General features: G+C 45.7%; 18 protein-coding genes. 4 read left to right on the top strand and 14 right to left on the bottom strand.

The window, feature by feature from the left end; genetic code table 11:
• Window positions 1-44: 44 nt before the first annotated feature.
• On the top strand, window positions 45-872 hold the full coding sequence (locus ACEN8J_RS20585) for a class I SAM-dependent methyltransferase (RefSeq protein ID WP_029516833.1): 828 nt from the start codon (window positions 45-47) through the stop codon (window positions 870-872).
• A gap of 164 nt (window positions 873-1,036) precedes the next feature.
• Here ACEN8J_RS20585 and ACEN8J_RS20590 read toward each other — a convergent pair whose 3' ends face one another.
• The 11 genes from ACEN8J_RS20590 to ACEN8J_RS20640 all read right to left on the bottom strand — a co-directional run bounded on the left by ACEN8J_RS20590 (window position 1,037) and on the right by ACEN8J_RS20640 (window position 14,755).
• Entirely contained in the window at window positions 1,037-1,786 is a 750-nt protein-coding gene (locus tag ACEN8J_RS20590; protein WP_209949951.1) for a glycerophosphodiester phosphodiesterase, read from the bottom strand.
• An 87-nt stretch (window positions 1,787-1,873) separates the two neighbouring features.
• Entirely contained in the window at window positions 1,874-2,935 is a 1,062-nt protein-coding gene (locus ACEN8J_RS20595) for a hypothetical protein (RefSeq protein ID WP_029516835.1), read from the bottom strand.
• Between the two features lie 24 nt (window positions 2,936-2,959).
• Window positions 2,960-4,855 carry an HSP90 family protein gene (locus ACEN8J_RS20600; protein WP_165149180.1) on the bottom strand — a complete coding sequence of 632 codons (1,896 nt, stop codon included), beginning with the start codon at window positions 4,853-4,855 and terminating at the stop codon, window positions 2,960-2,962.
• A gap of 421 nt (window positions 4,856-5,276) precedes the next feature.
• The gene (gene arfA, locus ACEN8J_RS20605; protein ID WP_039274274.1) at window positions 5,277-6,791 is read right to left on the bottom strand and encodes an arabinosylfuranosidase ArfA; all 1,515 of its coding nucleotides are present in this window, start codon (window positions 6,789-6,791) and stop codon (window positions 5,277-5,279) included.
• Between the two features lie 305 nt (window positions 6,792-7,096).
• Complete coding sequence (locus ACEN8J_RS20610) at window positions 7,097-8,683, bottom strand: S8 family serine peptidase (protein WP_165149182.1); 1,587 nt, start codon at window positions 8,681-8,683, stop codon at window positions 7,097-7,099.
• Window positions 8,684-8,831: 148 nt separating this feature from the next.
• Window positions 8,832-9,614: a type 2 periplasmic-binding domain-containing protein gene (locus ACEN8J_RS20615; RefSeq protein ID WP_069010098.1), complete on the bottom strand. Its 783-nt coding sequence runs from the start codon at window positions 9,612-9,614 to the stop codon at window positions 8,832-8,834.
• Between the two features lie 157 nt (window positions 9,615-9,771).
• The gene (locus ACEN8J_RS20620; protein ID WP_069010100.1) at window positions 9,772-10,047 is read right to left on the bottom strand and encodes a peptide maturation system acyl carrier-related protein; all 276 of its coding nucleotides are present in this window, start codon (window positions 10,045-10,047) and stop codon (window positions 9,772-9,774) included.
• A 13-nt stretch (window positions 10,048-10,060) separates the two neighbouring features.
• Entirely contained in the window at window positions 10,061-11,185 is a 1,125-nt protein-coding gene (locus ACEN8J_RS20625; RefSeq protein ID WP_209949949.1) for a TIGR04066 family peptide maturation system protein, read from the bottom strand.
• Between the two features lie 11 nt (window positions 11,186-11,196).
• Window positions 11,197-12,651, bottom strand: a complete 1,455-nt coding sequence (gene ccpM / locus ACEN8J_RS20630; protein WP_318628194.1) for a Cys-rich peptide radical SAM maturase CcpM — start codon at window positions 12,649-12,651, stop codon at window positions 11,197-11,199.
• 71 nt (window positions 12,652-12,722) lie between these two features.
• The gene (locus tag ACEN8J_RS20635; RefSeq protein ID WP_080710748.1) at window positions 12,723-12,908 is read right to left on the bottom strand and encodes a CLI_3235 family bacteriocin precursor; all 186 of its coding nucleotides are present in this window, start codon (window positions 12,906-12,908) and stop codon (window positions 12,723-12,725) included.
• Window positions 12,909-13,012: 104 nt separating this feature from the next.
• Entirely contained in the window at window positions 13,013-14,755 is a 1,743-nt protein-coding gene (locus ACEN8J_RS20640; RefSeq protein WP_318628193.1) for an ABC transporter ATP-binding protein, read from the bottom strand.
• A gap of 229 nt (window positions 14,756-14,984) precedes the next feature.
• Here ACEN8J_RS20640 and ACEN8J_RS20645 point away from each other — a divergent pair, with 229 nt between their 5' ends.
• On the top strand, window positions 14,985-15,560 hold the full coding sequence (locus tag ACEN8J_RS20645; RefSeq protein WP_277884425.1) for an RNA polymerase sigma factor: 576 nt from the start codon (window positions 14,985-14,987) through the stop codon (window positions 15,558-15,560).
• Between the two features lie 93 nt (window positions 15,561-15,653).
• Here the strand turns inward: ACEN8J_RS20645 and ACEN8J_RS20650 are convergent, their stop codons facing one another.
• From ACEN8J_RS20650 to ACEN8J_RS20660, 3 genes are read right to left on the bottom strand one after another with little or no spacing between them, the layout of a single operon-like run.
• Window positions 15,654-16,514 carry a carbohydrate ABC transporter permease gene (locus ACEN8J_RS20650; protein WP_370682672.1) on the bottom strand — a complete coding sequence of 287 codons (861 nt, stop codon included), beginning with the start codon at window positions 16,512-16,514 and terminating at the stop codon, window positions 15,654-15,656.
• Window positions 16,515-16,526: 12 nt separating this feature from the next.
• Entirely contained in the window at window positions 16,527-17,411 is an 885-nt protein-coding gene (locus ACEN8J_RS20655; RefSeq protein ID WP_013308374.1) for a carbohydrate ABC transporter permease, read from the bottom strand.
• Between the two features lie 36 nt (window positions 17,412-17,447).
• Window positions 17,448-18,701, bottom strand: coding sequence for a sugar ABC transporter substrate-binding protein (locus ACEN8J_RS20660; RefSeq protein WP_029516846.1), 1,254 nt, complete (start codon window positions 18,699-18,701; stop codon window positions 17,448-17,450).
• A gap of 601 nt (window positions 18,702-19,302) precedes the next feature.
• Here ACEN8J_RS20660 and ACEN8J_RS20665 point away from each other — a divergent pair.
• Together ACEN8J_RS20665 and ACEN8J_RS20670 are read left to right on the top strand one after the other, a co-directional pair.
• Window positions 19,303-21,465 carry a glycoside hydrolase family 3 N-terminal domain-containing protein gene (locus ACEN8J_RS20665; protein WP_449292535.1) on the top strand — a complete coding sequence of 721 codons (2,163 nt, stop codon included), beginning with the start codon at window positions 19,303-19,305 and terminating at the stop codon, window positions 21,463-21,465.
• 25 nt (window positions 21,466-21,490) lie between these two features.
• The gene (locus tag ACEN8J_RS20670) at window positions 21,491-24,931 is read left to right on the top strand and encodes a GH36-type glycosyl hydrolase domain-containing protein (protein WP_449292526.1); all 3,441 of its coding nucleotides are present in this window, start codon (window positions 21,491-21,493) and stop codon (window positions 24,929-24,931) included.
• Window positions 24,932-24,994 lie beyond the last annotated feature (63 nt).

A 24,994-nucleotide genomic window follows, 5' to 3' on the forward strand; every position in this document is an offset into this window, starting at 1 on the left:
AATCTGCTCGGCCGCCCGGTCGAAACTAAGGAGGAAGAGGACCTATAATACCTGAGGGAAATCTGCAAAGCAACGTAGATCGTTTTAGCGGTTTTGCCGACAACTACGATCAGCACCGCCCGGAAGCACCGTCACTCGTCGTGGAAATCGTCAGCCGCTATCTGGAGCGAAACGTAGAGCTCGTTGCCGATATTGGCTGCGGTACAGGACTTTCAACTTTCATATGGGAAAACGCCGCTCGGCAAGTCGTCGGTATCGAGCCTAACTCGGACATGAGAGGAAAAGCGCAGCACAAGCTGGAGACAGCAGGAACGACAAAGGCAGGAACCATTTCCTTCAAAAGCGGGTTCTCCAACAACCTGCCCTTTGAGGACGGAACTGTAGACGTCATCACCTGCTCTCAATCCTTTCACTGGATGGACCCCGAGAGCACGCTTCAGGAAGCGGGCAGGGTCTTGGCTCAGGGCGGCGTGTTCGCAGCCTTTGACTGTGACTGGCCTCCGGTGCTGCAATGGCAGATAGAGCAAGCTTATACAGAGCTTATCACCAAAGCGGATACCCTTTTGGAACAGGAAGCCCCAGTAGAGCAGCAAGCTCATAAATGGAGCAAGGATCAGCATTTAGCTAATCTGCACCGCAGCGGGCAATTCCGATATACCCGGGAGATTGTTTTCCACAACCGTGAGCAGTGTGACGCAGCTCGTTATACAGGGCTCGCTCTCAGCCAAGGGGGTATTCAAAGTCTCTTAAAACTTGGCAATAGAACGCTTGACGGCGATGTAGCCCGCTTCGTGAACCTGGTAGAGAATCATTTTCAGGGCAGAACACTAGACATTCTGTTCAGCTATCGTATGCGGCTCGGCATCAAGTAGAAAGGAATCAAGGCCATCGTGGATGATACGCTCTTCGGCTTAGGGCAAAAAAGACTCTCCCTCGCCTCGTAAAAACGAGTGCGTACAGGAGAGTCTTTTTCTTCAATAAATAGCCACGCTCATATCCCTGCAAACCTTAGTTGCAGTTCCACTGTGTCTTCAACCTAGGAAGAGCGGACAGCCAATAAGTGCGCCAACCGATCAGGATAGTCCGTGATAATGCCGTTTACCCCGGCCTCTAGCAGACGCTTCATTTCTTCTGGCTCATTCACCGTCCATGGGTGGTAGACGACGCCTAATGCCAAAGCCTCTGATACAGCTTCTGGTGTAACCACTTGTTTGTAGGCATGAAGTGCGGTAACCCCGAATTGGGTGGCATACTCGGATGGGCGGACCATAATTTCGATATACAGCGCCCCCGTCTTGATTTCAGGAGCAAGCTGCGCACAGAGCGCCAGCGATTCGTGATTAAAGCTGGATATGATTACCCGCTGTTCTAATCCAAAACGCTTCACGGTAGCAATGACCTCTTCCTCCATTCCCGGATAGAGATAAATGCTATTTTTCAACTCTAAATTAATTATTGTATTCGAGGAGGACTGGGCTAGTTCCAGTAGCTCATCCAGCATAGGGACCCGCTCACCTCGGAATTTCTCACCAAACCAGCCGCCCGCATCCAATTTATTTAATTCTTCCAGCGTAATATCCCTTACATCCAGTGAGCAACCTGTCGTACGCTTCAGCGACTCATCGTGAATCAGCACCAGATGCCCATCTTGGGTACGCTGCACATCCGTTTCTATACCTGTTGCTCCCAGTTCCAAGGCGTGGCGGAATGCCGCCATCGTATTCTCAGGACATACACCTGAAGCTCCGCGGTGTGCGAAATTAATCACCTTTCCGGTTACAGTCACCACATAACCCCTCCTGTCATTTCACAGGAACATTATACCTGCTCATTGTTTGGGCAGTATAAAATATTCGTCACAGCTACACTTCTTCTATGCCGTTTGAACAATTTTCCCGATCCACTCGGAATAAAACGTATTCCCGTTCCGTCGATCAAAATCAGCCGCCGCTGACTCTGCCAGTGGCCTAAAATACGCAATGATTTCCGTCAATGTGCGCTCCTCTTTCCCCCATTCCAAGGAAGCCGGCAACCGGATCAACCGTTTTTCTCCCGAAGTATCCAACTTTTGCAGCAGACTCACCATCGTCGCGTAAAAATACATCTGCTCCAGCCCGCTCTCATAGTCTAGCGCCATATGTAGATGACGCTCTACCACTTCGATCCCTTGAACCGGATCAGCAATCGTCAAATATTCGATATGCTCTGCTATCGTTTTCAGAAAGTCACGGTCATCCCGGACTAGGCGATAGCCTTTACGATGCTGCTCCTTTGCCTGATCAACCTCGCCTTGACGATAAAGCGGCAATAGCACCTGCGAGAGCGTCACATGCGGCACTTCTGCACATCTCATACGACCCGACAAAATCGGTTTTGCCACGGCAAGCGCCTGCTCATCCTCTCCGGCCAAGTAGTAGAACCGCACCATCTGGCTCTGCTCGCAGGCTTCACAATCACTCATACTGTCCCGTTCGATCAAGCGGAAGGTATCCAGATATCGCCGTGCTTCTTCCAGATTTCCCATGTCCATCGCGATGCGGAACTTATAATAGTAATATGGACGCTCATTATACCCGTATTCGGCATAACGTCTGCGCATATCCTCCGCCAGATCTTCTATTTGAGTCTTCGATATATTGGAAAAGCTGCACACCTTCCCAAGTATCCATTTGTAATTCCACAACAGCTCATCTGCGTCGTATTCCTCTGGATTTTGATCAAATTGGCCCAACTGCCACGAAAAAGCAATCAGCGACTTCAATGGGTATCCGTTAAAAATAGCGCAGTCTACAATCTCTCCCCGAATTTCATAAGCGAGTTCCTTCAATCCGGAAGTGTCTGCCAAGCGAACAGCCTCTTCCAGAATCGCCAGCTTTGCCGCCCCTCCGGGCATATCCTGCGCCTGCTCCATCAATTCATATATTGTCTCTTCCATTTGAATCCTCCCTTAATTACGCAATTACGTATTCTGTCCGTTCCCTAATCCCCAATTGATAAAATGCAGTACACTCCGGTTCATCAGCCCTAGCTCACTGCGGTTCATCGGATAGTGACCCATCATAAGCGCATTCACATACATCATTTCTGTAGCAGCCGTAACCATCTGCGTATCGGTAGCTTCAAGAATTCGGGCCACCACCGGGTTGTTCAGATTAAAGTATAAAGTGGAGTAGCCCGAATTTTGCTGGACTCCTGCTTTCAGACTATCAAGCACATTGGAAAAAAGTGAGGTTGTCTCCTCAACCGTGTTTTCCATGGAGCGCAAGGTCAGTGCATCCTGAGAAATGGTATACAATACTGGCAAACTCGCAGGCTCAAAACGCTTCAACTCAGCGCGACAACGCATTGGCTGCAAAGCAGCATCCATGACACGTAGTACACCGTAATAATTCTCGCGCTCTTCCTGTGTTAGCCCGGTAAATGATAGAGATACTTCCTCAGGGCTAAGACGCTCTGTTTGCAGGTTAGGGTCAATCCAATGCAGCTTTTCCAAAATGTCTGAATCATAAATATAGCCGCCATTGATCACCAACATGGATTGCGCCGCCGCCACATGCGTAATCTGACGATACTCATCTACTGTCGATGTGTAATGCAACGGACGTCCGCCCGCCTCTCGGATCAGTTCACTCAGTTCACGCCGCCCAAATGTACTTTCGAAGGAAAACCAGCGATGCATAATCCGCAGAAATTCATCATCCTCGACCGCGAGCGCCTTCATGGACAGCTCGTGCAAACGAATCCAGTGTTGCAAACGGTCTGGTTCATATTCCGCCATGCGTAGCAGTTCTTCCCGAATACAGGTCCCCAATTCAGAACGAACCGCATCAAGCTGCTCATTTTCATAAAAATATTCACGTGATGCCGTTGGTTGCAATTCATCTGTCCAAATCAGGCTTTTAATGAAGAATGCCCATTCTGGCAATACATTTTCCGCCTTATCGGACACCAACATATGCTTCAAGTACACCCGGTGCAGCCGCTTGCTGTTCAGATTAACACTACGAGGCAAAATGAATGCAATCCCGCCTGTTCTGCCCGATGCCGTCCGCAACGGTATAAAATCACTGAAGCGCTCGCCCATCAGGCGATAGCCTAAATCTAGCACCTCACTACGGCGGCTCCGTAATTGTTCTGGGTCCTGCATCCAGCTCGTCGATGGAAGATTGACGCGCTTGGTCTCCCCGTCTACAGACAGTATGACCGGATACGGCAGCAACGCACCATAATAGAATAAAGACTCCTCTACATGCGCCGGCTCATAATAAAACTCACTTCCCGGCTTGCAGCGCAAATAAATTTGCGTTCCTACAGGCAGTTCGGTCTCCAATCGACGAATCGTATACGTCCCATCCGGCTTCCCTCTCCATTCCATGGAGACGCCTTCCTTCACCGAGCGGGTCAGCACCACAATTTCATCGCTCACCATAAAGCAGGATAGCAACCCAATCCCAAATCGTCCGATAAACGAAGTCTCAGAAGCCAGCAAATCGGCTCCCTTCTTGGAAGACTGACCGATAATCGATAAAAAACGGTGAATGTCTTCTTCTGACAACCCAATGCCGTTATCCTGAATCATCAATACCTGTTGCTCCCCGGCACCAGATAACTCTACGATGACTTTGCCTTCATAGTTGTTACTCTCAGAAGCTGTAGCTTCAAGGGTCTTGTCTTCTTTTAATACATTACTTTCAGTAGCAACCTTCCGCAGCTCCTTGCGAGCCGTGATCGCATCTGTTGCATTTTGCAGAACCTCACGTATAAACACTCGTGGACTGCTATATAAATGATTGGCCAAAATATCAATCATACCGCCCAAGTTCACTTGAAAACGATATTCGTCTGTTTGACTCATAGAGATCATTCCTTTCTCGAAATACTACAACCACCATTTGGATTTAAATAGACTGTCTTTTAAAGTATAACGTGGATTTAAGTCGGATTGCACACCCTGCATTTCAGATATCAGTACGTTGACAACGACATAATAGGGTCTTTTTTCACCTGGGAAGTCTGGCACTGGGTCTAATTAACTTCATAAAAATGTACGGAGTACGAGCACTTAGTGAATAAAGGTCATCTTTGTCTAGTTAAATTTAGTAATAAACATAATATTTATTTAAAATCCACCCTTCTCTCAGAACCCTATATCTATGGAGGGACAAATGGCTCATTTTACGCAAAAAGCTCGCATTGCCGCTCTTGTAATACTCTTACAAGAGAGAATGCGAGCTTATTTAGGTACAGTCGAAGCTGTACCCTTTTACAGAAGAGAATTAATGAGACTTAGCGAGACGGATAACGTTCCACGATGCTTTGCCCAAATGAGCTTTTACAATTCCGTCATCAAGCTTGGCGTTACCGCCGTTGTGAGGCGTAACTTTTTCACCGGCTGGACTGTTGGTCGCTTTAAGATCATCATGCTCCAATACAGTATGCTCGACAATGCGGTAGCCTTCAAAACTGCGTACATCTACTGTCAGCTCCAGCGATTCAGACAAATGACGGTTCACTGCAAAGACAGTCAGCGCGTCTCCCTCTTCATCATAAACTACAGCGCTGTCCAGATAAGGGATGTCTGTGAAGTCCTTGGAGTCGTATTTTTCCGAATCCACGACAGGCATCAGCGATATCCCACGACCATAACGGGAGGCATGCAGATACGGATAGAAGATCGTTTGTTTCCACGCCTTTCCGTTATTCTCGGTCATGATTGGCGCAATAACGTTGACCAGTTGGGCGAGACAAGCCATTTTCACACGATCCGCGTGGCGCAGGAACGTGATCAACATGCTGCCTACCAACAATGCATCCTCAAAGTTATAGATATCCTCAAGCTGCGGTGGTGCCACAGACCACGGATCAATTTTTTTGTCCGCATCATTGGAGTGGTACCATACGTTCCATTCGTCAAAGCTGAGCATCATTTTCTTCTTGCTGCGTTTCTTTGCTTTGATATAGTCACAAGTCGAAATGACCGTATGGATAAAATGATCCATATCCATAGAGCGTGCCAGATAATTAGCCGTATCATTGTCATGATTGCCGTAGTATTGATGCAAGGAAATATAGTCGGCTACCTCATAGGTATGATCCAATGTGGTTGCTTCCCATTCCGGGAACGTTGGCATCGTGGAACTGGAGCTGCCACAGGATACAAGCTCAATGTCAGGATCAATCAGCTTCATAGCTTTTGCAGATTCAACAGCCAGACGGCCATATTCTTCTGCTGTCTTGTGACCAATCTGCCATGGGCCATCCATCTCGTTACCAAGACACCAAGTTTTAATCTTATGTGGTTGCTCAACCCCGTGACTACGACGTAGATCACTCCAATAGGAGCCGCCTGTGTGGTTGCAATATTCCACCAGATTACGCGCAGCATCAATTCCGCGTGTACCCAGATTAACCGCCATCATGACTTCGGAACCTACATCCTTGGCCCACTTGAAAAATTCATTCGTACCCACTTCATTCGGCTCGACTGTTCTCCACGCCAGCTCCAACTGTCTAGGTCTGGACGCAACAGGACCGACACCGTCCTCCCAATTGTAACCGGATACAAAATTGCCTCCCGGATAGCGTATAATAGGAACATCAAGCTGTTTTACCAACTCTTTAACATCATTACGGAAACCGCTTTCATCACTAGTTGAATGAGTAGGCTCGTAAATGCCACCATATACGGCACGCCCGAGATGCTCTACAAAAGAGCCATAAATGCGTTTATCGACTTCAGCAATACGAAAAGATTTGTCTACAATCATCTTTGCTTTTACAGCTGCTGCCACCTAAACCATCCTCTCTGAATGCGAAAATAAAATCCGTTGTACCACCAAGAACTAAGATGCCGTTTTATTTACGGTTTTAATATAACACACCCTATTTATTATAGTCAATATTATCGTTAAATACTTAATATAATTATTAATGTTTATGATAAACGATAAGCAATTGGTTACGTATTTCTAAATATTTCGTTTTATAAACAAACTTATTGAGTGAATAACCCTTTCCTAAATAATAATAACGAATTACAGGTGCGTTCAAAATAGTGCTACTCCCGTATCTTGCAGTCTGTTTTAAATAGTGAATATCAGTCTACCAACAGTTGTTCTAAATATGTATAAATACCACCTATATCGCCCGCGTTTAAGTTTGAGAGGACCCATTCTTTCAAATATCCCTGCTCTGTCCGTATAGATATGTAAATACCTTCAGTTTCCACTTTCACCAGCAAAGAAAGCTCAATATCTACGCCTAATAAAACTCGTTCTTTGGTGCAATCCTCAGTATTCGCAGCCTTTACACACAAAATAGCAATATCCGTATAAGCGTTATATGCCATTTTACCCGCATTATATAACAGTTCCTGTAATCCATTGCTTGCATCCAAAGGGAGCGTATACTCCATATCATGCAACACTGCCGCGGACTGGTCCACCGCGATCCAGCTTTGGTATTCATCCCGGGCAAAGGCCCCTCTCAACTCATGCAAAAAATAAATAATGTCAATGCCCTTGTCATAATAAATACAAATATGCGGAATGCGTGAATCCTCTATTGAGCTAGTCTCCTCCTGCGCCATAAAGAGCCCCTCCTCTTGCTGCCACCAGCGCAAATAGCAAGACGAAAAATTCAGTGATGGGGTGTGTCGTTGATTTTTAGAGATATAGACGACATGTTTTCCATACCGTGAAGCCAATTGTTCCACTTCCTGCAAGCTCACTGGCTCCATTTCCCCTAGCAAGACAATCGTATCTGTCAGGTCGCATACCCGTTGTCCACCTTCGAGCGCTGTATCCTGTTGTTCTCGCTCCCGCAGGATGGCTTGTTCGATGATCGCGGCAACTTTGTCGCCAGAGGGTTGAGCTTCACATTGGGTCTGAAAATAATAGGGTGCTTTCGAACTAATTGCACACTCCTCTATAAACACATAGGCGCGCCGTATCCAATCCGGATGTCCGTAACGCATTACGGGTAATTTAGTATCCTGTATCGGAAGATAGCTATACTTATGTAACATATGTTTTAGCTGTTCTATGGAAGGAACAGCTTTGGACTGCTGCAAAACTTTACATATGTGTGCTGTAATCAATGGAGTGGCATAGCTATTGCTGTTGGGACATTGTACAGCCTCTCCAGCTGCACCTACTAGTTCATGCTTGGCAAAAGCGATAAAATCGATACCGCTTGAGAATGCTAACTCAGCATCATATGTATATTGTCCTGCTGTGAGTATACCGCTATGATCGCAGCGCACACCAATCACATTGGCAAAGGAGGCCGGATAAGTAAGAAGTCCTCCGTTTTGTGCAGCACATACTATAATTAATCCCGCCATAGCTGCATCATTTACAGCCTCCCGCAGCATGCTTCGATCTCGATAATTTATACTCCCCAGGCTGATATTTGCTACCTGTACACCATGTTTTACACACCAATCCAGCGCAGCACAAAGCTGAGTTGCATTTCCTTTTCTATGGTTCATTATTTTTACACTGCTAATGATCGCATCTGGAAAATACGTTTGTACAATAGCTGCACATAGCGTACCGTGATTTAAGGTACGTCCATCTTCTACGTCTCCATGAGCTATTTCGACGTTATATAATAATTGGGTGTTTAAAAAGCCAGCATTAACCCCGTCGTCAATAATGGCTACATGAATCTTGCCATTCATGTTTTCTCCCCCTGTCTCTTCGGATTGTGGAATGTATCTCACGGCTCTGTTCCGTTCTATTAGAGTAAGCGGAGGGTGCCTCTGCGAACGATAGCGTTCGTCTGAAAGCACCCTCCTAATTTAGCAAACCATGTACATAATAGCTGGATCAGACTGCAATATTCACCTTCGTGCCTGCAGTCTTCGCCCCGTCTTTGGCCGAGTCCAGATAAGCATTGAGCTCTTGTTCAGTCCACACCCTGCCTGCCTCTGGATTTGCCTCCTGCTCTTCCTTAGGTTCAACCCGATCTGTAATCATCGGTTCGTTATTCACTGCTTCACTGATACGCTCATTAATATTCGCAGCGATTTCCATGATCTTTCCATTAAGTCCTTCTGCCTTTTCACGCAAAGACGCTGATTTTGCAGGGTTAGCGTTTTCCCACCCCTTAGCCTCGCTTCCCAATGTGATTTGTGCCGTTTTGGCTATTTTGGCACTCTTCAACTCATTGTTTGCAGATACAACACTATGCATTGTATAGGTGACCAATCTTTGCTGCTGCTCCTCAGCAGTCTTAGGCGTATATTCTTCCTTTCTACCTTTTTGAGCTTCTTTTTTACTCTCCTCATCCATGCCTAAAGCCTTTTTTTGCTCTTCCAGTGACTGCTTTTGAATGTTCTCGTCAATTTGCTGAATCTGCTTATCTATCTCTTCCATTTCAGCTTTTACAGCTTCTGGACCGAGACCACGCTTGAGCGCATTACTTAAATAGTCCGAACGCCTCTCCATCAAATTTTGCTTTTGTTCTGTCAATTGTTGAATAACCTTGTTTTGTGGCTTGCCTATACCCTTCTTTTCAGCCTGAGCGGAAAAGGGATGCCGTAGTTCAAGTCGGTTGTTATCTGCGGTGCGGAACGGCGATTGGTGAGATGATGTAAATGATACATTCATCCTAAAACCTCCAATTCTCTTCTAAATGAGGATTTTTTCAAAAATCGAGTAAGCGACTGAAATCGAATTTTGCAAAATCCTGAAATAAGTGATTCTAGAGGTATATCGGATATTTTTGTATGTTTTTGTATGTTTTATCATCATTTTCACAAATCCTTCATTCCTTTTCCACTGTTAAGCAGCCCTTTATCGTCTCATACAAGCTGTTATATGTAAGCAACCCCCCTCCCACTATACGCTCTTCCGGAATTAGGATAGCAAAACTTTTTTCCACTTCAAATAATAGATATACCAGATCCCTGGGGAACAACCCCATATCAGGCCCCAGTAATGTAGCCTCTTTATTGATCTCGCCCGCTTTTATTTTAAAAAGCTTCCAAAATATATTTTCCAGTGTCATTCCTGTTCCCGTTACATCCTGAGTAAAGTTCATGTTCTTCCCTCCATTACAACTGAACTACATGATGATCAACCGAAAAATAATGTAAAATATTCTCCGTCAGCCTATTCATATCTTCATCGTTGGACAGATGGAGTACGGGCACGGAATAATTGGAAAATTCCTGTTTTTTCTCTTCCACGAAACGATGATCAACAGATGCATATTGCATATTGACCGTGGAAGAAGAGTAACTGTCGAATACATTGTTACATATGGCGTATCCCAATAAGGAAGAGGAAAAGCGGTTTTCCATGTACTGTTTCACATGCTCCAAATATTTTATATTGTATTCATCATAGTGAAGACAACAGATCAGTCCATCCGGTCTGACAGCACGGGATACCAAAAAAGAGGTTACTCCAAAATAATTCGTGAACGTATTGTTAAAAGGAACAATCCCACCTGGAATGCCCACGAGTATTAGATCAGGCTTTTCGCTCTGCTCTATTTTTTTCAAATACCGATTAAACATGATAATCTTCTGGGTTTCCGTCATACCGCTCTCAAACATAAACTGTGGAAAAGAATGTGCACCAATCAGCTCCCCGCATCCATTAGATGTGATTTGCGACACCCGATATCCTTGTGCTTCAAGCTTCTGCCGAAGGTTAAACTGTAAATTAAGCTTATGCGTTCGCTCGTTCAGCCCTAATACAAATAGAACCGGTGTAAAAAAATCATGAATAACAGAGCCCGGGTCAGGCGGTAAAATATCTTTCGTGCGTACATCAAATGTATTTTTTAAAATCAGCTTGTCCTCATGCTCCTCACAGGGTTCGATGAATTCCATACATGAGTCTGGCAAAGTAAAATTACACATGACTTTTTTGCCAAGCTGTCCAGCCTTCTTGATCACGGGAAGATACACCTCAGCTACATCCAGCTTGAAATTGGATTTCACCAGTAATATAGCATCACAACGCTCTATTTCTTGCTCCAAACAAGACTCTGGCTTCACGATGAAGCCTGTCACTTCCCCCTTGTCCGTTACACAGGCATCTTTCCCGATCATCCCCGACCCTTGAAAAGAAATAAGGACAACTTCCTCATAACTTCCTAATAGATTCAAGTTCCTAACCAGGGCTATCGTTTCATAATCAAACGGAAAAATGATTAATTTATTGGTCATGGAGACACCCCTCATGCTTTTTCAAAATCGAGAATCGTATCCTCGGAGAAATCATAGCCCAGCTCATTCATCATGCAATAATCAAGTAAGGTGTGCCGAATATCGTTTTTGACTACCGAACAATGACTCAGCTTCTTTTCCTTGGACAAGGTATGCAAATCATCTGCTACAGCAACACACAACGTACAAAAGCGGAAATTCCAACAGTTTTTACATGCATCCTCCGTGATTGTCCCTACATTCAAAATTCGGTTGATTTTATCCACTTCAAAGCCCGTGTCCACCGTTCCAATCTGCACCACTTCCGACTGCTCACTGACCCGTTCACATGGATACAGATTTCCATGCACATCCGCAAACAATCGCTGTACACCAGGCACACAGGGTCCGCCATGATGCGCCTCTATCGGCATCCCCGCAGAAGGCTTTCTATAATGAAACATTCGGAAATATATCTGAATATAATAGTCCTTAATCAGCTTCGAGACATGGCTTTCATCTACTCTCCCAAATTTGGAAAGCATCATTTTAACTACCTCATAGCCCCTCTGCTCAATAAATTCATTCCTGTACAAAATTTCATCCTTCACATAAGCATCGTTAATGTAGGAGGACCTTACACTGTACAGACTTTCGAAGGTTTCATAATTCGTATAAAAATCATTGATACAACCAAAATCATTACGGGTATCCAGCACCACATTAAAATTAATCCATTCAAAGAGGTCCGGGTAATTTCTCTTAATTTTATCTACATTGGCAATAATGGTATCAAAGGAGCCTCGTCCGTTAACAGCAAATCGTCTATTTCTATCATGATTCTCTTGATCTCCATCCAGACTGATCGTAAGTACAAAACGATGCTCATCCAGAAAGTCCAAAATATCGTCATTAAGTAGCGTACCGTTGGTCGTCAAATGAAAACCTACATCTCTATACGCCACCTGCTCCTTGATATATTCGACACATTTCTTGACCAACGGGAAATTAATGAGCGGCTCTCCCCCATAAAAACCGAAATCCAGACGGTCACTGTCTACTGATCTATCAATGACAAAATCAATACACTTGCGCGCTGTCTCAAAATCCATCATCAGATTCGTATGACCTCGATTGTCATATCCTCCTGAATAAACGCAGTAAGAGCATCTAAGATTACAATTTTGAGTTACCTGTAAGGTGAGGGTTTTCAGCTGATGCTGAAGCATATGCTCCAGGTGCTTTGTCTTGGGATGATTCATAATCTGCGGACGCTGTGAAGATAAAAATCCGTTATCCAACAAGTCACGGATATACTGCTGCAATTCCGGTGTATCCTCCATCTGATCCAGGTTGAAGCTGGAATGCGAATTCAGAAAATGATAAGCCTCCTCTTTAATCCGCAAAATTAAATTAGTATTTACATCATATACATAATGGTGGAGTCTCGTTTGAAATGTGTATATAAAGGGTTGGCACACGTTCATGATTCACACCTACTCTGTTTTGATGTGGACAGAAGCCTGGAATGTCCAGGCTCCTCCATACAGGTACAAGCTTAATAATTACCAATTCCAGTTCCATTATCTCTGCGATAAGAACCGTCACTTTCTCGCGATGTATTGGAGCTTCGAGTCAGACTGCCTGCGCAATAACAGGAGCAAGGACAGTAACAGGAACAACCACAGCCAAATGCCTCAATCGTGTCGCCTACATTCGCGCTTCTTTTCACAAGCTTACGCATGTTAAACTACTCCTCCCATTCATGATATGATTTAAAAAGGTGTTCACCTATACTAATTCCGTACATGGTGTTAAATCACACTATGAATGCGTTTGTTTTTTTCATCATTTTATGGGGACCTCTTCTTTCTCTAATACCCATCCTCTGTATTCCGCATGACAGGTCATAAAATGGGAGTGTGATCCTATTTGGGCTGGTTCGCCGTTCTCCAACAAAATAACTCTATCGACATGCGCTAATATCTCGCTGCGATGTGTAACGATGATTACGGTCTTGTCACGCAATCGGGTCTTCAACAATCGCTGAACATTTAGCCTAGCTTCTGTGTCCAGATTGGAGGTCACCTCGTCGAGAATAAACAATGACGCTTCCCTGATCAATGCCCGGGCCATAGCAATTTTCTGTCTTTGCCCACCCGACAATCTGGAGCCGTTCGAGCCTATGGGGAAGTCATCTGCCGAGTTCTGAACCAATTCTTCCAGGCCAACCTCAGCGATAATGTCCTCTATTGCATCATTAGTGACTTCTGTGCCTATGCGGATGTTGCCAAAAATAGTAGTATCAAATAAATACACCTGCTGACTGACCAAAGCTATTTGACTTCGATACTCATCTATTTCATAGCTTTGGATGTCAATGCCGTCATAGGTGATTATCCCCTGATCAGGCTGGCTGAATCTCATCATCAAATCCAGCAGCGTAGACTTCCCTGCCCCATTTGCTCCAATGATAGCTACCTTTTCCCCTCGGGCAATCCTAAAGTTCACGTCGGATAGGACGGGTTCATCCTTGGTATAAGAAAAAGAAACATGATGAAATGCAATGTGATCTTCGAATGGCGGCTCAGTTAGTATAGACGCTGGGGTGACTGAATTAGATGTCTCTTCCTCTGCCCAGTCCAAGAACTGATAATATCGAATGGCGGAGGGAACGACTTCAGCCAGCATGTAGCCAATGTTTAAAATAGCGAAAACAGGAGTGGTAACATAAGCACTGTAAGAAACAAAGGCAAAAATCCCCCCTACAGTGAGCTGTAAACGAAAGATAAGATTAGCTCCCACAACGTACACAAGCATCATTAGAAGCTGAATTAAAATAGATTCCGAAGCGATATTCCAGGCGTCCAGAAGTGACAATTTCCGTTCTGAATCTACAATTCGACGCTGCTTGGTTGAGAACTGCTGATGCTTATGTGGAATAAGACCAAACATTCGCTGCTCCTTCATGCCCCCGACAGATTCCCCAAACCACTGGGCAAAATCACTACTGCCTTCAATAAAATCCCCTACCAGTTTTTTCCTACGCTTCACAAAGTACTTCACCACAACATATTTGATGGGTAAAAAAAGCAGCACGATTACAGTCATTTTCCAGTTAATGAGCAGCAAACCACATAAACCACCAATCATGCTGAACGCCTGCATAATTACAAAAAATACTCCACTATCTGTGATCCTTGATACATTGCCTACATCCGTGCCAATTTGGTTCAGCAACTCCGCTTCATTGGTTCGGTTAAAATAGCTCATTCGTACTCTTGTCAGATGTAAATACGCTTTTTCAAATAAAGTAAAGGTAACCTGTGCGCTTAAACCTGCCCGAAAGGTTTCTTTACACACATTCAGCAGCTTGTCCAAGCAAACGATTAAAAACGCAGCAGAAGTGTACAGGATTACAGCCTGCATATTCCCTTTCAGAAGACCTTGATCCACAATAACCTTGCTTGTTAAAGGCAATAATATATTCAAGCCCGCTGATAGGATGAGACATATCAAAATGATAGTGACCGTCTTCAGATAAGGCCTAAATGTTGCCGCCAGACGTTTATATACTATGGATTCTTTCATCCTTTTCCCCCTTTCATCAGATGTACCTTCTCCCCCTATTAACTAATTCCGTATCAGAATCAAAATCACCTTAAAACATCTTTTAACTGTTCTAGTAATTCCATATTTACGAGATTAAATATGATTTATGTCATTCTTGAAAATTGGAATTAATGTATATGATTGGCACATACAAAAATCACTTATTTTTTTATCCGTCCAAAGGGGGCTTGAACAAATGCCGACCACGATGGTTATCGACTGTTGCAAAGAGGATCAGTGCAGAGGTAGTTCCAGATGCTTTTACAGAAAAATTTGTGAACTTTATCTGAGCGAGGTATACCGTTTCTGTATGCATTTAGTCAAGAATCAGTCTTGCTTTACATTTATGGCAGAAGAATGTACACAAGATACTTTTGTAGCGGCAAGACAGCAACTGGTCAAGCTCAAACAACACCCCAATGTAAAAGGTTGGCTGTACCTCACGGCTAAAAATCTTATATATAAATCATTTAGGTGCTACTATACACAAAAAAAGCATGAAACTACGCTTGAATGTGAGAAGATCTGTAGTTATTCAAATTCGGTAGAGGAGGAGTGGGAAAATCGTAGATTGGGAGATGTGGATACGGTTATCGTTAATATACTAATGCAGCTTTCCAACAATGAATATACGCTCTATGAAGACTACTTTTGTCGACAACTGGCTGTGCCCTTCCTTGCTGTCAAATATAATATTTCGGTTACGGCTACAACGACTCGAATCTATAGACTGAAAAGAAAACTTCGTACATTGTCTCATCAATATTGTCTAACTCATATATAAATTTATCCATGAAAGCAAAAAAGCGGAGCCCCTCTTCCTAAGAGAAGCTCCGCTGTTCGTATTGTGACTATGAATTGTATTCACACTACACGATTACTTAATCCCCGAAATCGTATAGTTCTCAATAATATACTTTTGGAAAACAATGAAGATAATCATGATCGGAACGACCATGAAGGTCGAGCCTGCCATTTGAAGGGCAAATTGGCTTTCGTTCTGTCCCTTGAGCAGTGACAGTCCGACGGACAAGGTGTACAGCTTCTCATCGTTCGCAATAATGAGTGGCCACAAGAAGCTGTTCCATCCGCCGATGAAGGTCAGGATGGCCTGTACTGCGATAATTGGCGTCGAAATGGGCAGTACGATTTGTAAAAAAGTGCGGAACTCCCCTGCTCCATCCAGACGTGTCGCCTCCAGCAGTTCTTCCGGGATATCGGACATGAACTGCCGGAACAGGAAGATCGCGAACGCGCCTACCAATCCAGGCAGGACAATCCCCAGCATGGAATTGGTCAATCCCATCTGGTTCAGAATCAAATAGACGGGAATCATTGTCACTTGACCTGGAATCATCATCGTTGCCAGTACCAGATAGAACAGAAACCCTTTGCCTTTAAATTGGAATTTGGCAAAGCCATAACCCGCCATGGCATTCAGGAATAATCCGAAGAAGGAAGCTAAAACAATGATCAGCGTATTCGTCAGATAGGTTCCAAAAGCCATGCTATCGAATAGTAATTTAAAATTATCCAGTGTAAAATGCTGCGGCCAGATGGTCGGGGGAATTTGGGTTACCTCGCCCTCAGTCTTAAAGGAGGATAAAATCATCCACGCAAAAGGCAGCACCATCAACAGACCTCCCACGGTCAGGAGAGTCGCCACGAACCATTGAAATGTTTTTTCACCACTGCGCGTATTGGCGCGGGCTTGCTGAACAGCTGTTTTCACGTTCATCACCTCTCTCTATCAGGACTCCGCTTTATTTTGCAAACGGAACTGAATCAGCGTCACCGCAATGATTGCGAAGAACAGAATGAACGATCCCGCCGCGGCATACCCGAATTTACTAAATTGGAAGCCGTTATTGTAAATGAACAGGGATGCCGTCAGTGTGCCATCGAGCGGTTTCCCTTTGGTCATGACAAACGGTTCCTCGAAAAATTGCAGCCAGCCGATCATCGTTGTGATGGACACGAAGAAAATAGCGTAACGAAGCTGCGGAAGCGTAATATAACGAATTTGCTGCCATGTATTGGCACCGTCAAGCTGAGCCGCTTCATAATAAGAACCCGGAATCCCTTTAATAGCCGCAATAAAGATAATCATGTTTAAGCCGATGCCCCGCCAAACTGCTAACACAATTAACGAAACTTTCGCAACTGTTGGATCGGTCAACCATGGGACGGGACCTAAATTCATCAAACCAAGTACATAGTTGAATAATCCAAGCGTCGGATTATACAAGTAGCTCCAAACGACCGCGACCGCAACTACATTCGTTACGGACGGTAGATAGAACACGACGCGGAATACTTTGAACGCACGTGATTTACCCATGTTAATCAGAATCGCGATGCTAAGCGAAAATATCAGCACCAACGGAACACCTATGATGACGAAGAACAGGGTATTACCAAGGGACTTTATAAAGGAAGGGTCCAATAGTACGTTTGTATAATTTTCGAGACCTATAAAGCGAATACTATCATAATTAACGAGTCCGGACAGATCCATATCCGTGAAGCTGATCACGAGCGCCAGTAGTATCGGCAACAGCGAAAACAGCGTTAACAGGATGATGGAGGGACCGATAAACAAGTATGGCGCAAGCTTCTGCGAGCTTCCTTTCATGCCTTCACTCCCTTTGACAATGGCGGATATGGATCATTATTTTTTCATAATACTTGCAGCCTGCTGATTAAAGTCATCCATTTCCTTTTGTACATCGGCATGACCGCGGTAAATACGCTCGAAGCTCTTGATAAATTGTTGAGAAACCTCTTCCCATGCAGCCAGTTGCGGCAATGCTGCGGAATGATCTAGCTGTTTGCGAATCGTCCGAAGCATCGGATCACTCTTCAGTTTGGCATCTTCCCACGATTTAGTAGTCGCAGGCAAGTTACTGGACAGATCCATCCATTTCAGCTGCGTTTCTGGTTTGCTCATGTAAGCCAGGAATTTGGCTGACTCCTCTGGATGCTTGCTGAATTTCATAATTGAAAGGTTGGCACCACCCAAAACGGACAGGTTGTTTACTTTTCCAGGAAGCTCCGCTATATTCCACTTACCTTCCAGTTCTGGTGCCTTGCTCTTGATTTCTTTAATCATGAAAGGACCGCTGATAAACATTGGAACGATCCCCTCGCCTTGCAAACCTTGAACGGAGTCAATTCCAATATCCACTGCGTTAGAGCCATTTTGGAAAAAGGTATTTACATACTTCACAGCATCTACAAACGGTGGTTGGTTGAACAGCGGATTGCCCTGCTCGTCAACCAGTTTGGAACCGTTCTGGAGAGCAAACATAAAGCCCATAGACTGCTCCTTTGCACTAAAGGAGATACCATATTTGCCTTTGCCCCGAGCCGCCAGCTTTTGGGCAGCATCGGAAAGCTCTTCCCACGTTTTAGGTGCTTCATTATATCCGACTTGTTTCAGCAGGTCAGAACGGTAGAACAAAACTCTCGTTTCAGTGTACCAAGGCACACCGACCGGTTTTCCTTCAAATTTTGTCGTACCTACAGCACCCTCGAAGAAATTCTTCGATTCCAGCTCAGGATACTTGCTGATATAAGGGGTAATATCCGTCAATGCACCCGCAGACGCAAGTTCTGGAACCCATGATGTACCTAACTGAACCACGTCCGGACCGGATTTTGAAGCAACTGCTGTCAGCAGCTTATCGTGAGCGTTATCCCAAGGCAACGCCTGTACCTCAACATGAATATCCGGATTTTCCTTTTCAAAACCTTTCACAATTTCAGGCAGCAGCTTTCCTTCCGCTCCCATACCCCATAAGGTAATGGTCGTCTTGCCACTCGCATCTTTGCCAGACGAATCATCCTTGGACGAGCAGCCCACCAGCGCGCCCCCCAGTAATAAGGTACTTGCCAAAATGATCCCTAACGTTCTTTTCATCATACGAATTCCTCCCGAGATGACCGGTTTACCGATCATGCAATATGATAACGGATTCAAATACGAGGACTTTGCAAAAATTCAATAAGCAACTTCCAATGAACATTATATAGAACGAAATGGTTTAATTCGTCCATATATTGCACTTTGAAACGACAAGAATCGAATTTTGTAAAATCCTGATGCATGTAAATACCTAGCGATTAAAGCATACCGCTATAACACTTATGTTCAAAGCACAAGGACCATACCCCTCAATAGAAACGTTTCGATAGTCATTATAAAACAAATTGAAACCGTATTCAATAGGAATATTATTTTTTATTCACCTACAATTCCGACTTTTTTACATTTATATCATCTTTATTACGTTATTTATTCTATAAAAACTTCCCGAATTGGATTTGACTCTTCATTTGAAAGCGTATATAATCCAACTGAGTTCAACAATAGAAACGTTTCGATTAATAATACAACAGAATATTATGCTTCTATACTAGCTATTAGCCTGTTCAGTACTTTTTTGAATCAATTTTATCCAAAAAATCTCATGAATCTGAAAAAAAGAGCTGTCCACCAACAATACAGCTTATGGAGGATTATGATGGAACAACACCTGAATTCCTATTTAGAAAACATGACGCTTGAAGAAAAAGTCGATCAGCTACTACAGCTTGTAGGCGCCTTTTTTGAAGAAGCAGGAGCAGATAGTCAAATTACCGGACCTATGGCTTCGCTCGGCATCACAGAGAAAAATATCCACAACGTCGGTTCCGTGCTAGGCCTCGCAGGGGCTAAGGAAGCGATTCGTGTTCAACAGGCTCATTTGAGTAAAAATCGTCTGGGTATTCCGCTTTTAGTTATGGCAGATATTGTACATGGCTTCAAAACGATTTTCCCTATACCGCTGGCTATTGGTTGCTCATGGGATATGCGGCTGGCAGAAGAGAGCGCTACCATTGCTGCCCGCGAGGCGGCTGTATCCGGTGTTCACGTCACATTCGCCCCTATGGTCGATCTGGTGCGTGACCCACGCTGGGGCCGTGTGATGGAATCTACTGGGGAAGACCCTCATCTCAACAGTCAATTTGCCCGTGCGTTTGTGCGCGGATTTCAGGGTAAAGATCTGACGAACGATACCGACCGGGTGGCCGCATGCGTGAAGCATTTTGCCGCATATGGAGCTGGCGAAGGCGGACGGGATTACAACACTGTAGATGTATCCGCATGGCAGTTGCGAGAGTATTATCTTCCCTCCTATAAAGCTGCCTTAGATGAAGGCTGCGAAATGGTGATGACGTCCTTCAATACCGTAGAAGGCGTAGCCGCAACGGGCAATAAGCGCCTGATGCGTGATTTGCTTCGTGATGAATGGGGCTTTGATGGTGTACTCATCTCGGATTGGGCCGCCATCAAGGAGCTTATCCCTCACGGCATCGCCGAGGATGAGCGCGAGGCAGCGAAGAAAGCACTGCTGGCTGGCGTAGATATTGAAATGATGACCTCTTGCTATAACGGGCATCTGCCTGAGCTGGTTCGCAGCGGACAGCTGGATGAAACACTCATTGATGAAGCAGTAATGCGTATATTGAAGCTCAAGCAAAAGCTGGGCTTGTTCGAAAATCCGCTACGCGGCGCAGACCCTGAGCGTGAACGTGAAGTTGTGTTCTGTGAAGCTCATCGTACGGTTGCCAAAGAATTAGCTATTAAATCTTGCGTGTTGCTCAAAAATGATTCCGTTCTTCCATTAAATCGCAATCAACATATTGCGTTGATCGGGCCTTTTGCAGAGAACGGTGATATCCTGGGCTCTTGGTCGTGGAGCGGTTCGCAAGAGGAAGCTATTCGCGTTGTTGACGGGTTCCAATCGAAAATATCCTCCTCGCTGCTCACGGTTGCGACAGGTTGCTCTATCGACGATATAACTGAGGAGCAATATGCAGAAGCTCTGCAAGCTGCCAGCCAAGCAGAGGTTATCGTGTTGGCGCTTGGAGAGCGCTCGGATATGAGTGGTGAAGCAGGCAGCCGTTCCAATATTCGCCTACCACAAGCCCAGTTGGAATTGGTAAAGCGCCTGAAGACGCTGAACAAGCCTATGGTAGCCGTATTATTTAATGGTCGTCCGTTGGATCTGCACGGTGTTATTGAAGAAGCAGACGCTGTACTGGAAGCCTGGTTCCCTGGTGGCGAAGGCGGCGCGGCGATTGCCGATTTGTTGTACGGTGATGCCGAACCTACGGGTCGCCTGACCATGTCATTCCCGCAATCGGTCGGACAGGTGCCCGTGTACTACAATCATTTTAATACAGGACGCCCGCAGTTAGATCCGAATACAAAAGAACGTTATGTGTCTCAATATCTAGACGTACCGAACGAACCTTTATTCCCGTTTGGCTATGGACTGAGTTATACCGATGTCGCTTATGACAGCGTACAGCTTTCAGGCGATACCCTTATACCTGGTCAGGAACTGACCGTGAAAGTGCAGGTAACGAACACAGGAACACGTCCAGTCGAGGAAACCGTCCAGTTCTATGTTCGTGATATCAGCGGTGATACGGTTCGCCCAATGAAAGAACTGAAAGATTTCTGCAAAGTCCTTCTTGCCCCAGGCGAAAGCCGGGAAGTGGAATTTGCATTGACCGAGCCTCAGCTGCGCTATCATCATGCAGATTTGAGCTTCAGCAGTGACAGCGGTGAATTTGCCGTCTTTACAGGACCTAACAGCCGAGATACCAGCGAAAGCCGTTTTCGGTTAGTGAAATAAACAAGAAAGTGAGGCGTTCCCTTTGATGAATACAAGTCTGGATCAAAATATTTTGCTGCGGGCCGGCGACCTGTCTTTTACCTTCTTGAGCAGCGGTGATGTGTATAAGATCGCCCATGGCTCAACGATGATCAACCAGCTGTTGACCAATTCAGTCGATGGTTCCCTGAACAATCTGTACTTGAGATTGTACCGTCCATCCGGTGTAAGTATCACTCCCCTGCTTGGAGTTCGCTCACCGGGAGTAATTCGACAAACAGATCAGCAGATTATTTGGGAAGGTTTCACCGCTGGTGTAGGCTATCAGGTGACCTTCACGCTAAGCCGCCTGGGAGTATGGTTCTGGGATGTAACCCTACAGGGCGATGACGTGGAAGCAGATGTCGTGTACGGTCAGGATATCGGCATTGCCGATACCGCTGCTGTACGCAGTAATGAAGCTTATTTGTCTCAATATATTGACCACACCGTCTACCATAATGAACAAAGAGGCTATACCGTTTGCTCACGTCAAAACCAGCCTCAAAGTCAGACATTCCCATACATTCAACAAGGCTCGTTAACCCGCACTGTTGGTTACTCGACTGACGGTTTTCAGTTCTTTGGACTATCGTACAAGGAAACGAATGAGCCGGAAGCACTCCGTCGCGACTCGCTCGCCAATGAAGTATACCAATACGAATTCGCCTATACCGCATTGCAGTCCGAGCGAGTGGAACTTGCCGGGGAAGCTCGCTTTACTTTTTACGGTCTGTTCCAGCCCAATCATCCAGCCGCAGTGACAAAGCTGGAGTATCAGGAACTGGTGACAAAGGCACGCGACGAAGTAACTGCCGTTCTAGCAGATGCCTCTGAGACCAGCATACCGACACACGCGGCAAGTGATCTTCAGGCAGGGCGTGTGGCTCCAGCTCAAACCATCGGTGAGCCGCTGCGTACGCTGGACTTCACCGATGCCGAAGTGAATCAACTTTTCCCGAAACGGCAGGAAGAAGAACGGGATGGCAATAAACTCCTTTCCTTTTTCACGGACAGCTATGAGCATGTTGTACTCAAATCCAAAGAGCTTCGTGTAGAGCGTCCCCACGGGCACATTTTAATGGGCGGGCATTACTCAGGAGGTAAGGAAGAAACCATTACAACCACCTCCTATATGTACGGAGTGTTCAATTCCCAGCTCGTAATCGGCAATACGAATTTCAACAAAATGATTACCAACGCGCGTAATGCGCTCAATATTCCCAAGACATCCGGTCAGCGCATTTATGTCGGAATCCAAGGGAAATACCGCCTGCTCACGATGCCTTCCCTGTTCGAGATTGGCTTTAATTATGTGCGCTGGTACTACAAAACGGCTGACGATACATTCATTATTACAAACTATACGAATGCCGATAGCCCAGAAGTACGGCTTCACATGCGTGCGGCAAGTGGCCAAACCTATCCGTTCCTCATCACTCAGCAAATGTCTATGCATGTGAACGAATATGAGCTTCCGTTTCATATGGAACGTGAAGGCGACGCCTTACTCTTCCGGGCAGACTCTGCTTCCCTGAGTGCCGAAGCCTATCCCGACCTGCTGTACCGAATGCACATAGAAGGCGCTCCATTACAGCATGTGAGCGACGCTCACGCACTGCTACAGGGTAATGCTTCCCCTGATGCATCTCTGGTTGTGCTAGAGCTGGGTGACAGCAGCGAATGGACCTGCACCGTGCAGGGTTGGCTGAATGGACTTTCAGCCGGGCAAGAATCAGCACACAAAGAGCGTCACGCTTCCTTTGAAGATGAGCGCGAGCACTATCGGGCATATTTTGCCGAGCTTATGAACGGTTTCCATCTATCGCTGGGTCAACATGAAACAAGCGAGCTGTTCCGTGTGAACGCAGTGGCTTGGTGGTACACCCATAATATGCTCGTTCACTATTCTGTACCTCACGGTCTGGAGCAATACGGCGGTGCAGCCTGGGGAACACGCGATGTGTGTCAGGGGCCTGTGGAATATTTCTCAGCTGTGCAAAAGTTCGATGAGGTTCGTTCCATTCTGCTGACTGTCTTCAGCCATCAGTACGAGGACAGCGGAAACTGGCCGCAATGGTTTATGTTTGACAACTATACTCACGTGCAGCAAGAAGAAAGCCATGGGGATATTATCGTCTGGCCGCTCAAGGTACTGGGCGATTATTTGACCGCTACCCGTGATTACAGTATTCTGGAAGAAAATGTACCTTACACCCATCGACATACTTTCGATTATACCAAGCAGACCGCGACTCTCATGGAACATGCCCTGAAGGAAATCGAATACATTCGAGATAATTTCCTGCATGATACGTATTTGTCGGCCTATGGCGACGGCGATTGGGACGATACCCTCCAGCCAGCCAATGCACAGCTGAAGCAATACATGGCGAGCAGCTGGACGGTTGCACTCACCTACCAAGTTATTAGTAACTTTGCTGCAGCTTTGGAGCAGGCCCCCGCGGGTGTAGTAAGCGAAGCCGACAAGATTGCACAAGATCTACATCAGATGGCCAATGGCATCCGTAAAGACTTCAACCGCTACATGCTGGAGAGCGGAATTATTCCGGGCTTCGTGTATATGGAAGAGCCCGGTCAACCTAAGCTGATGCTCCATCCGTCTGACACTGAGACGGGAATCCATTACCGCTTGCTGCCGATGACGCGCAGCATGATCAGCCAGCTGCTCACGCCTGAGCAAGCATTGGCTCATGAGCAACTCATCCGTGAGCAGTTCCTCTGCCCGGATGGTGTGCGTCTGATGAACCGTCCTGCACAGTATGATGGCGGTGTGAGCTCGCACTTCAAGCGCGCAGAGCAAGCGGCCAACTTTGGACGTGAAGTCGGGCTGCAATATGTGCATGCCCATATCCGCTTTGCGGAAGCGATGGCCAAGTTGGGACGCAAGGATGACGCTTGGCATAGCTTGAAGCTCATCAATCCGGTCGGCATCCGTGCGTCCGTACCGAATGCCGAATGGCGCCAAAGCAACGCCTATTTCAGTAGCTCGGACGGTAAATTTAATTCCCGCTATGAAGCACAGGAACGGTTTGGTGAACTGCGTGAAGGAGCCGTACCCGTCAAAGGCGGTTGGAGAATCTATTCCAGCGGTCCGGGAATCTATATGAATCAGCTGATATCGAATGTCCTTGGTGTTCGTCAGTCAGGCGAAGACCTGATCCTGGACCCTGTGCTGCCGGATCATCTCGACGGATTGGAATTTAAGTTTTCCTTTGCAGGGAAACCGATCACCTTCGTCTACCGTATGTTGCAAGAGCATACTGGCGGTGAGCAGGGCCGTGTAGTATTGAATGGAACACCACTGGAAAGCGAGCCAGCCGGCGATAATCGCTACCGCTCCGGTGCCTTACGCATCAAACGCGAGGTTTTCGAGCAGACGTTAGCAGAGCATGATGGTGTACATCGTCTGGAGATTATTTTATAAAGAGTTTTTGATGCTAATCTGGTATAGGCAACAAAGGGATGGCGATCTTGCGGGATCGCCCTT

The sequence above is a fragment of the Paenibacillus sp. Paensp38 genome, assembly GCF_059491915.1.

Excerpts from the sequence above, each read along its gene's own strand:
- ACEN8J_RS20595 (WP_029516835.1), bottom strand. The coding sequence starts at position 2,935 with ATGGAAGAGACAATATATGAATTGATGGAGCAGGCGCAGGATATGCCC.
- ACEN8J_RS20600 (WP_165149180.1), bottom strand. The coding sequence starts at position 4,855 with ATGAGTCAAACAGACGAATATCGTTTTCAAGTGAACTTGGGCGGTATG.
- ACEN8J_RS20610 (WP_165149182.1), bottom strand. The coding sequence starts at position 8,683 with ATGAATGGCAAGATTCATGTAGCCATTATTGACGACGGGGTTAATGCT.
- ACEN8J_RS20615 (WP_069010098.1), bottom strand. The coding sequence starts at position 9,614 with ATGAATGTATCATTTACATCATCTCACCAATCGCCGTTCCGCACCGCA.
- ACEN8J_RS20620 (WP_069010100.1), bottom strand. The coding sequence starts at position 10,047 with ATGAACTTTACTCAGGATGTAACGGGAACAGGAATGACACTGGAAAAT.
- ACEN8J_RS20625 (WP_209949949.1), bottom strand. The coding sequence starts at position 11,185 with ATGACCAATAAATTAATCATTTTTCCGTTTGATTATGAAACGATAGCC.
- ccpM (WP_318628194.1), bottom strand. The coding sequence starts at position 12,651 with ATGAACGTGTGCCAACCCTTTATATACACATTTCAAACGAGACTCCAC.
- ACEN8J_RS20635 (WP_080710748.1), bottom strand. The coding sequence starts at position 12,908 with ATGCGTAAGCTTGTGAAAAGAAGCGCGAATGTAGGCGACACGATTGAG.
- ACEN8J_RS20640 (WP_318628193.1), bottom strand. The coding sequence starts at position 14,755 with ATGAAAGAATCCATAGTATATAAACGTCTGGCGGCAACATTTAGGCCT.
- ACEN8J_RS20645 (WP_277884425.1), top strand. The coding sequence starts at position 14,985 with ATGGTTATCGACTGTTGCAAAGAGGATCAGTGCAGAGGTAGTTCCAGA.
- ACEN8J_RS20650 (WP_370682672.1), bottom strand. The coding sequence starts at position 16,514 with ATGAACGTGAAAACAGCTGTTCAGCAAGCCCGCGCCAATACGCGCAGT.
- ACEN8J_RS20655 (WP_013308374.1), bottom strand. The coding sequence starts at position 17,411 with ATGAAAGGAAGCTCGCAGAAGCTTGCGCCATACTTGTTTATCGGTCCC.
- ACEN8J_RS20660 (WP_029516846.1), bottom strand. The coding sequence starts at position 18,701 with ATGATGAAAAGAACGTTAGGGATCATTTTGGCAAGTACCTTATTACTG.
- ACEN8J_RS20665 (WP_449292535.1), top strand. The coding sequence starts at position 19,303 with ATGGAACAACACCTGAATTCCTATTTAGAAAACATGACGCTTGAAGAA.
- ACEN8J_RS20670 (WP_449292526.1), top strand. The coding sequence starts at position 21,491 with ATGAATACAAGTCTGGATCAAAATATTTTGCTGCGGGCCGGCGACCTG.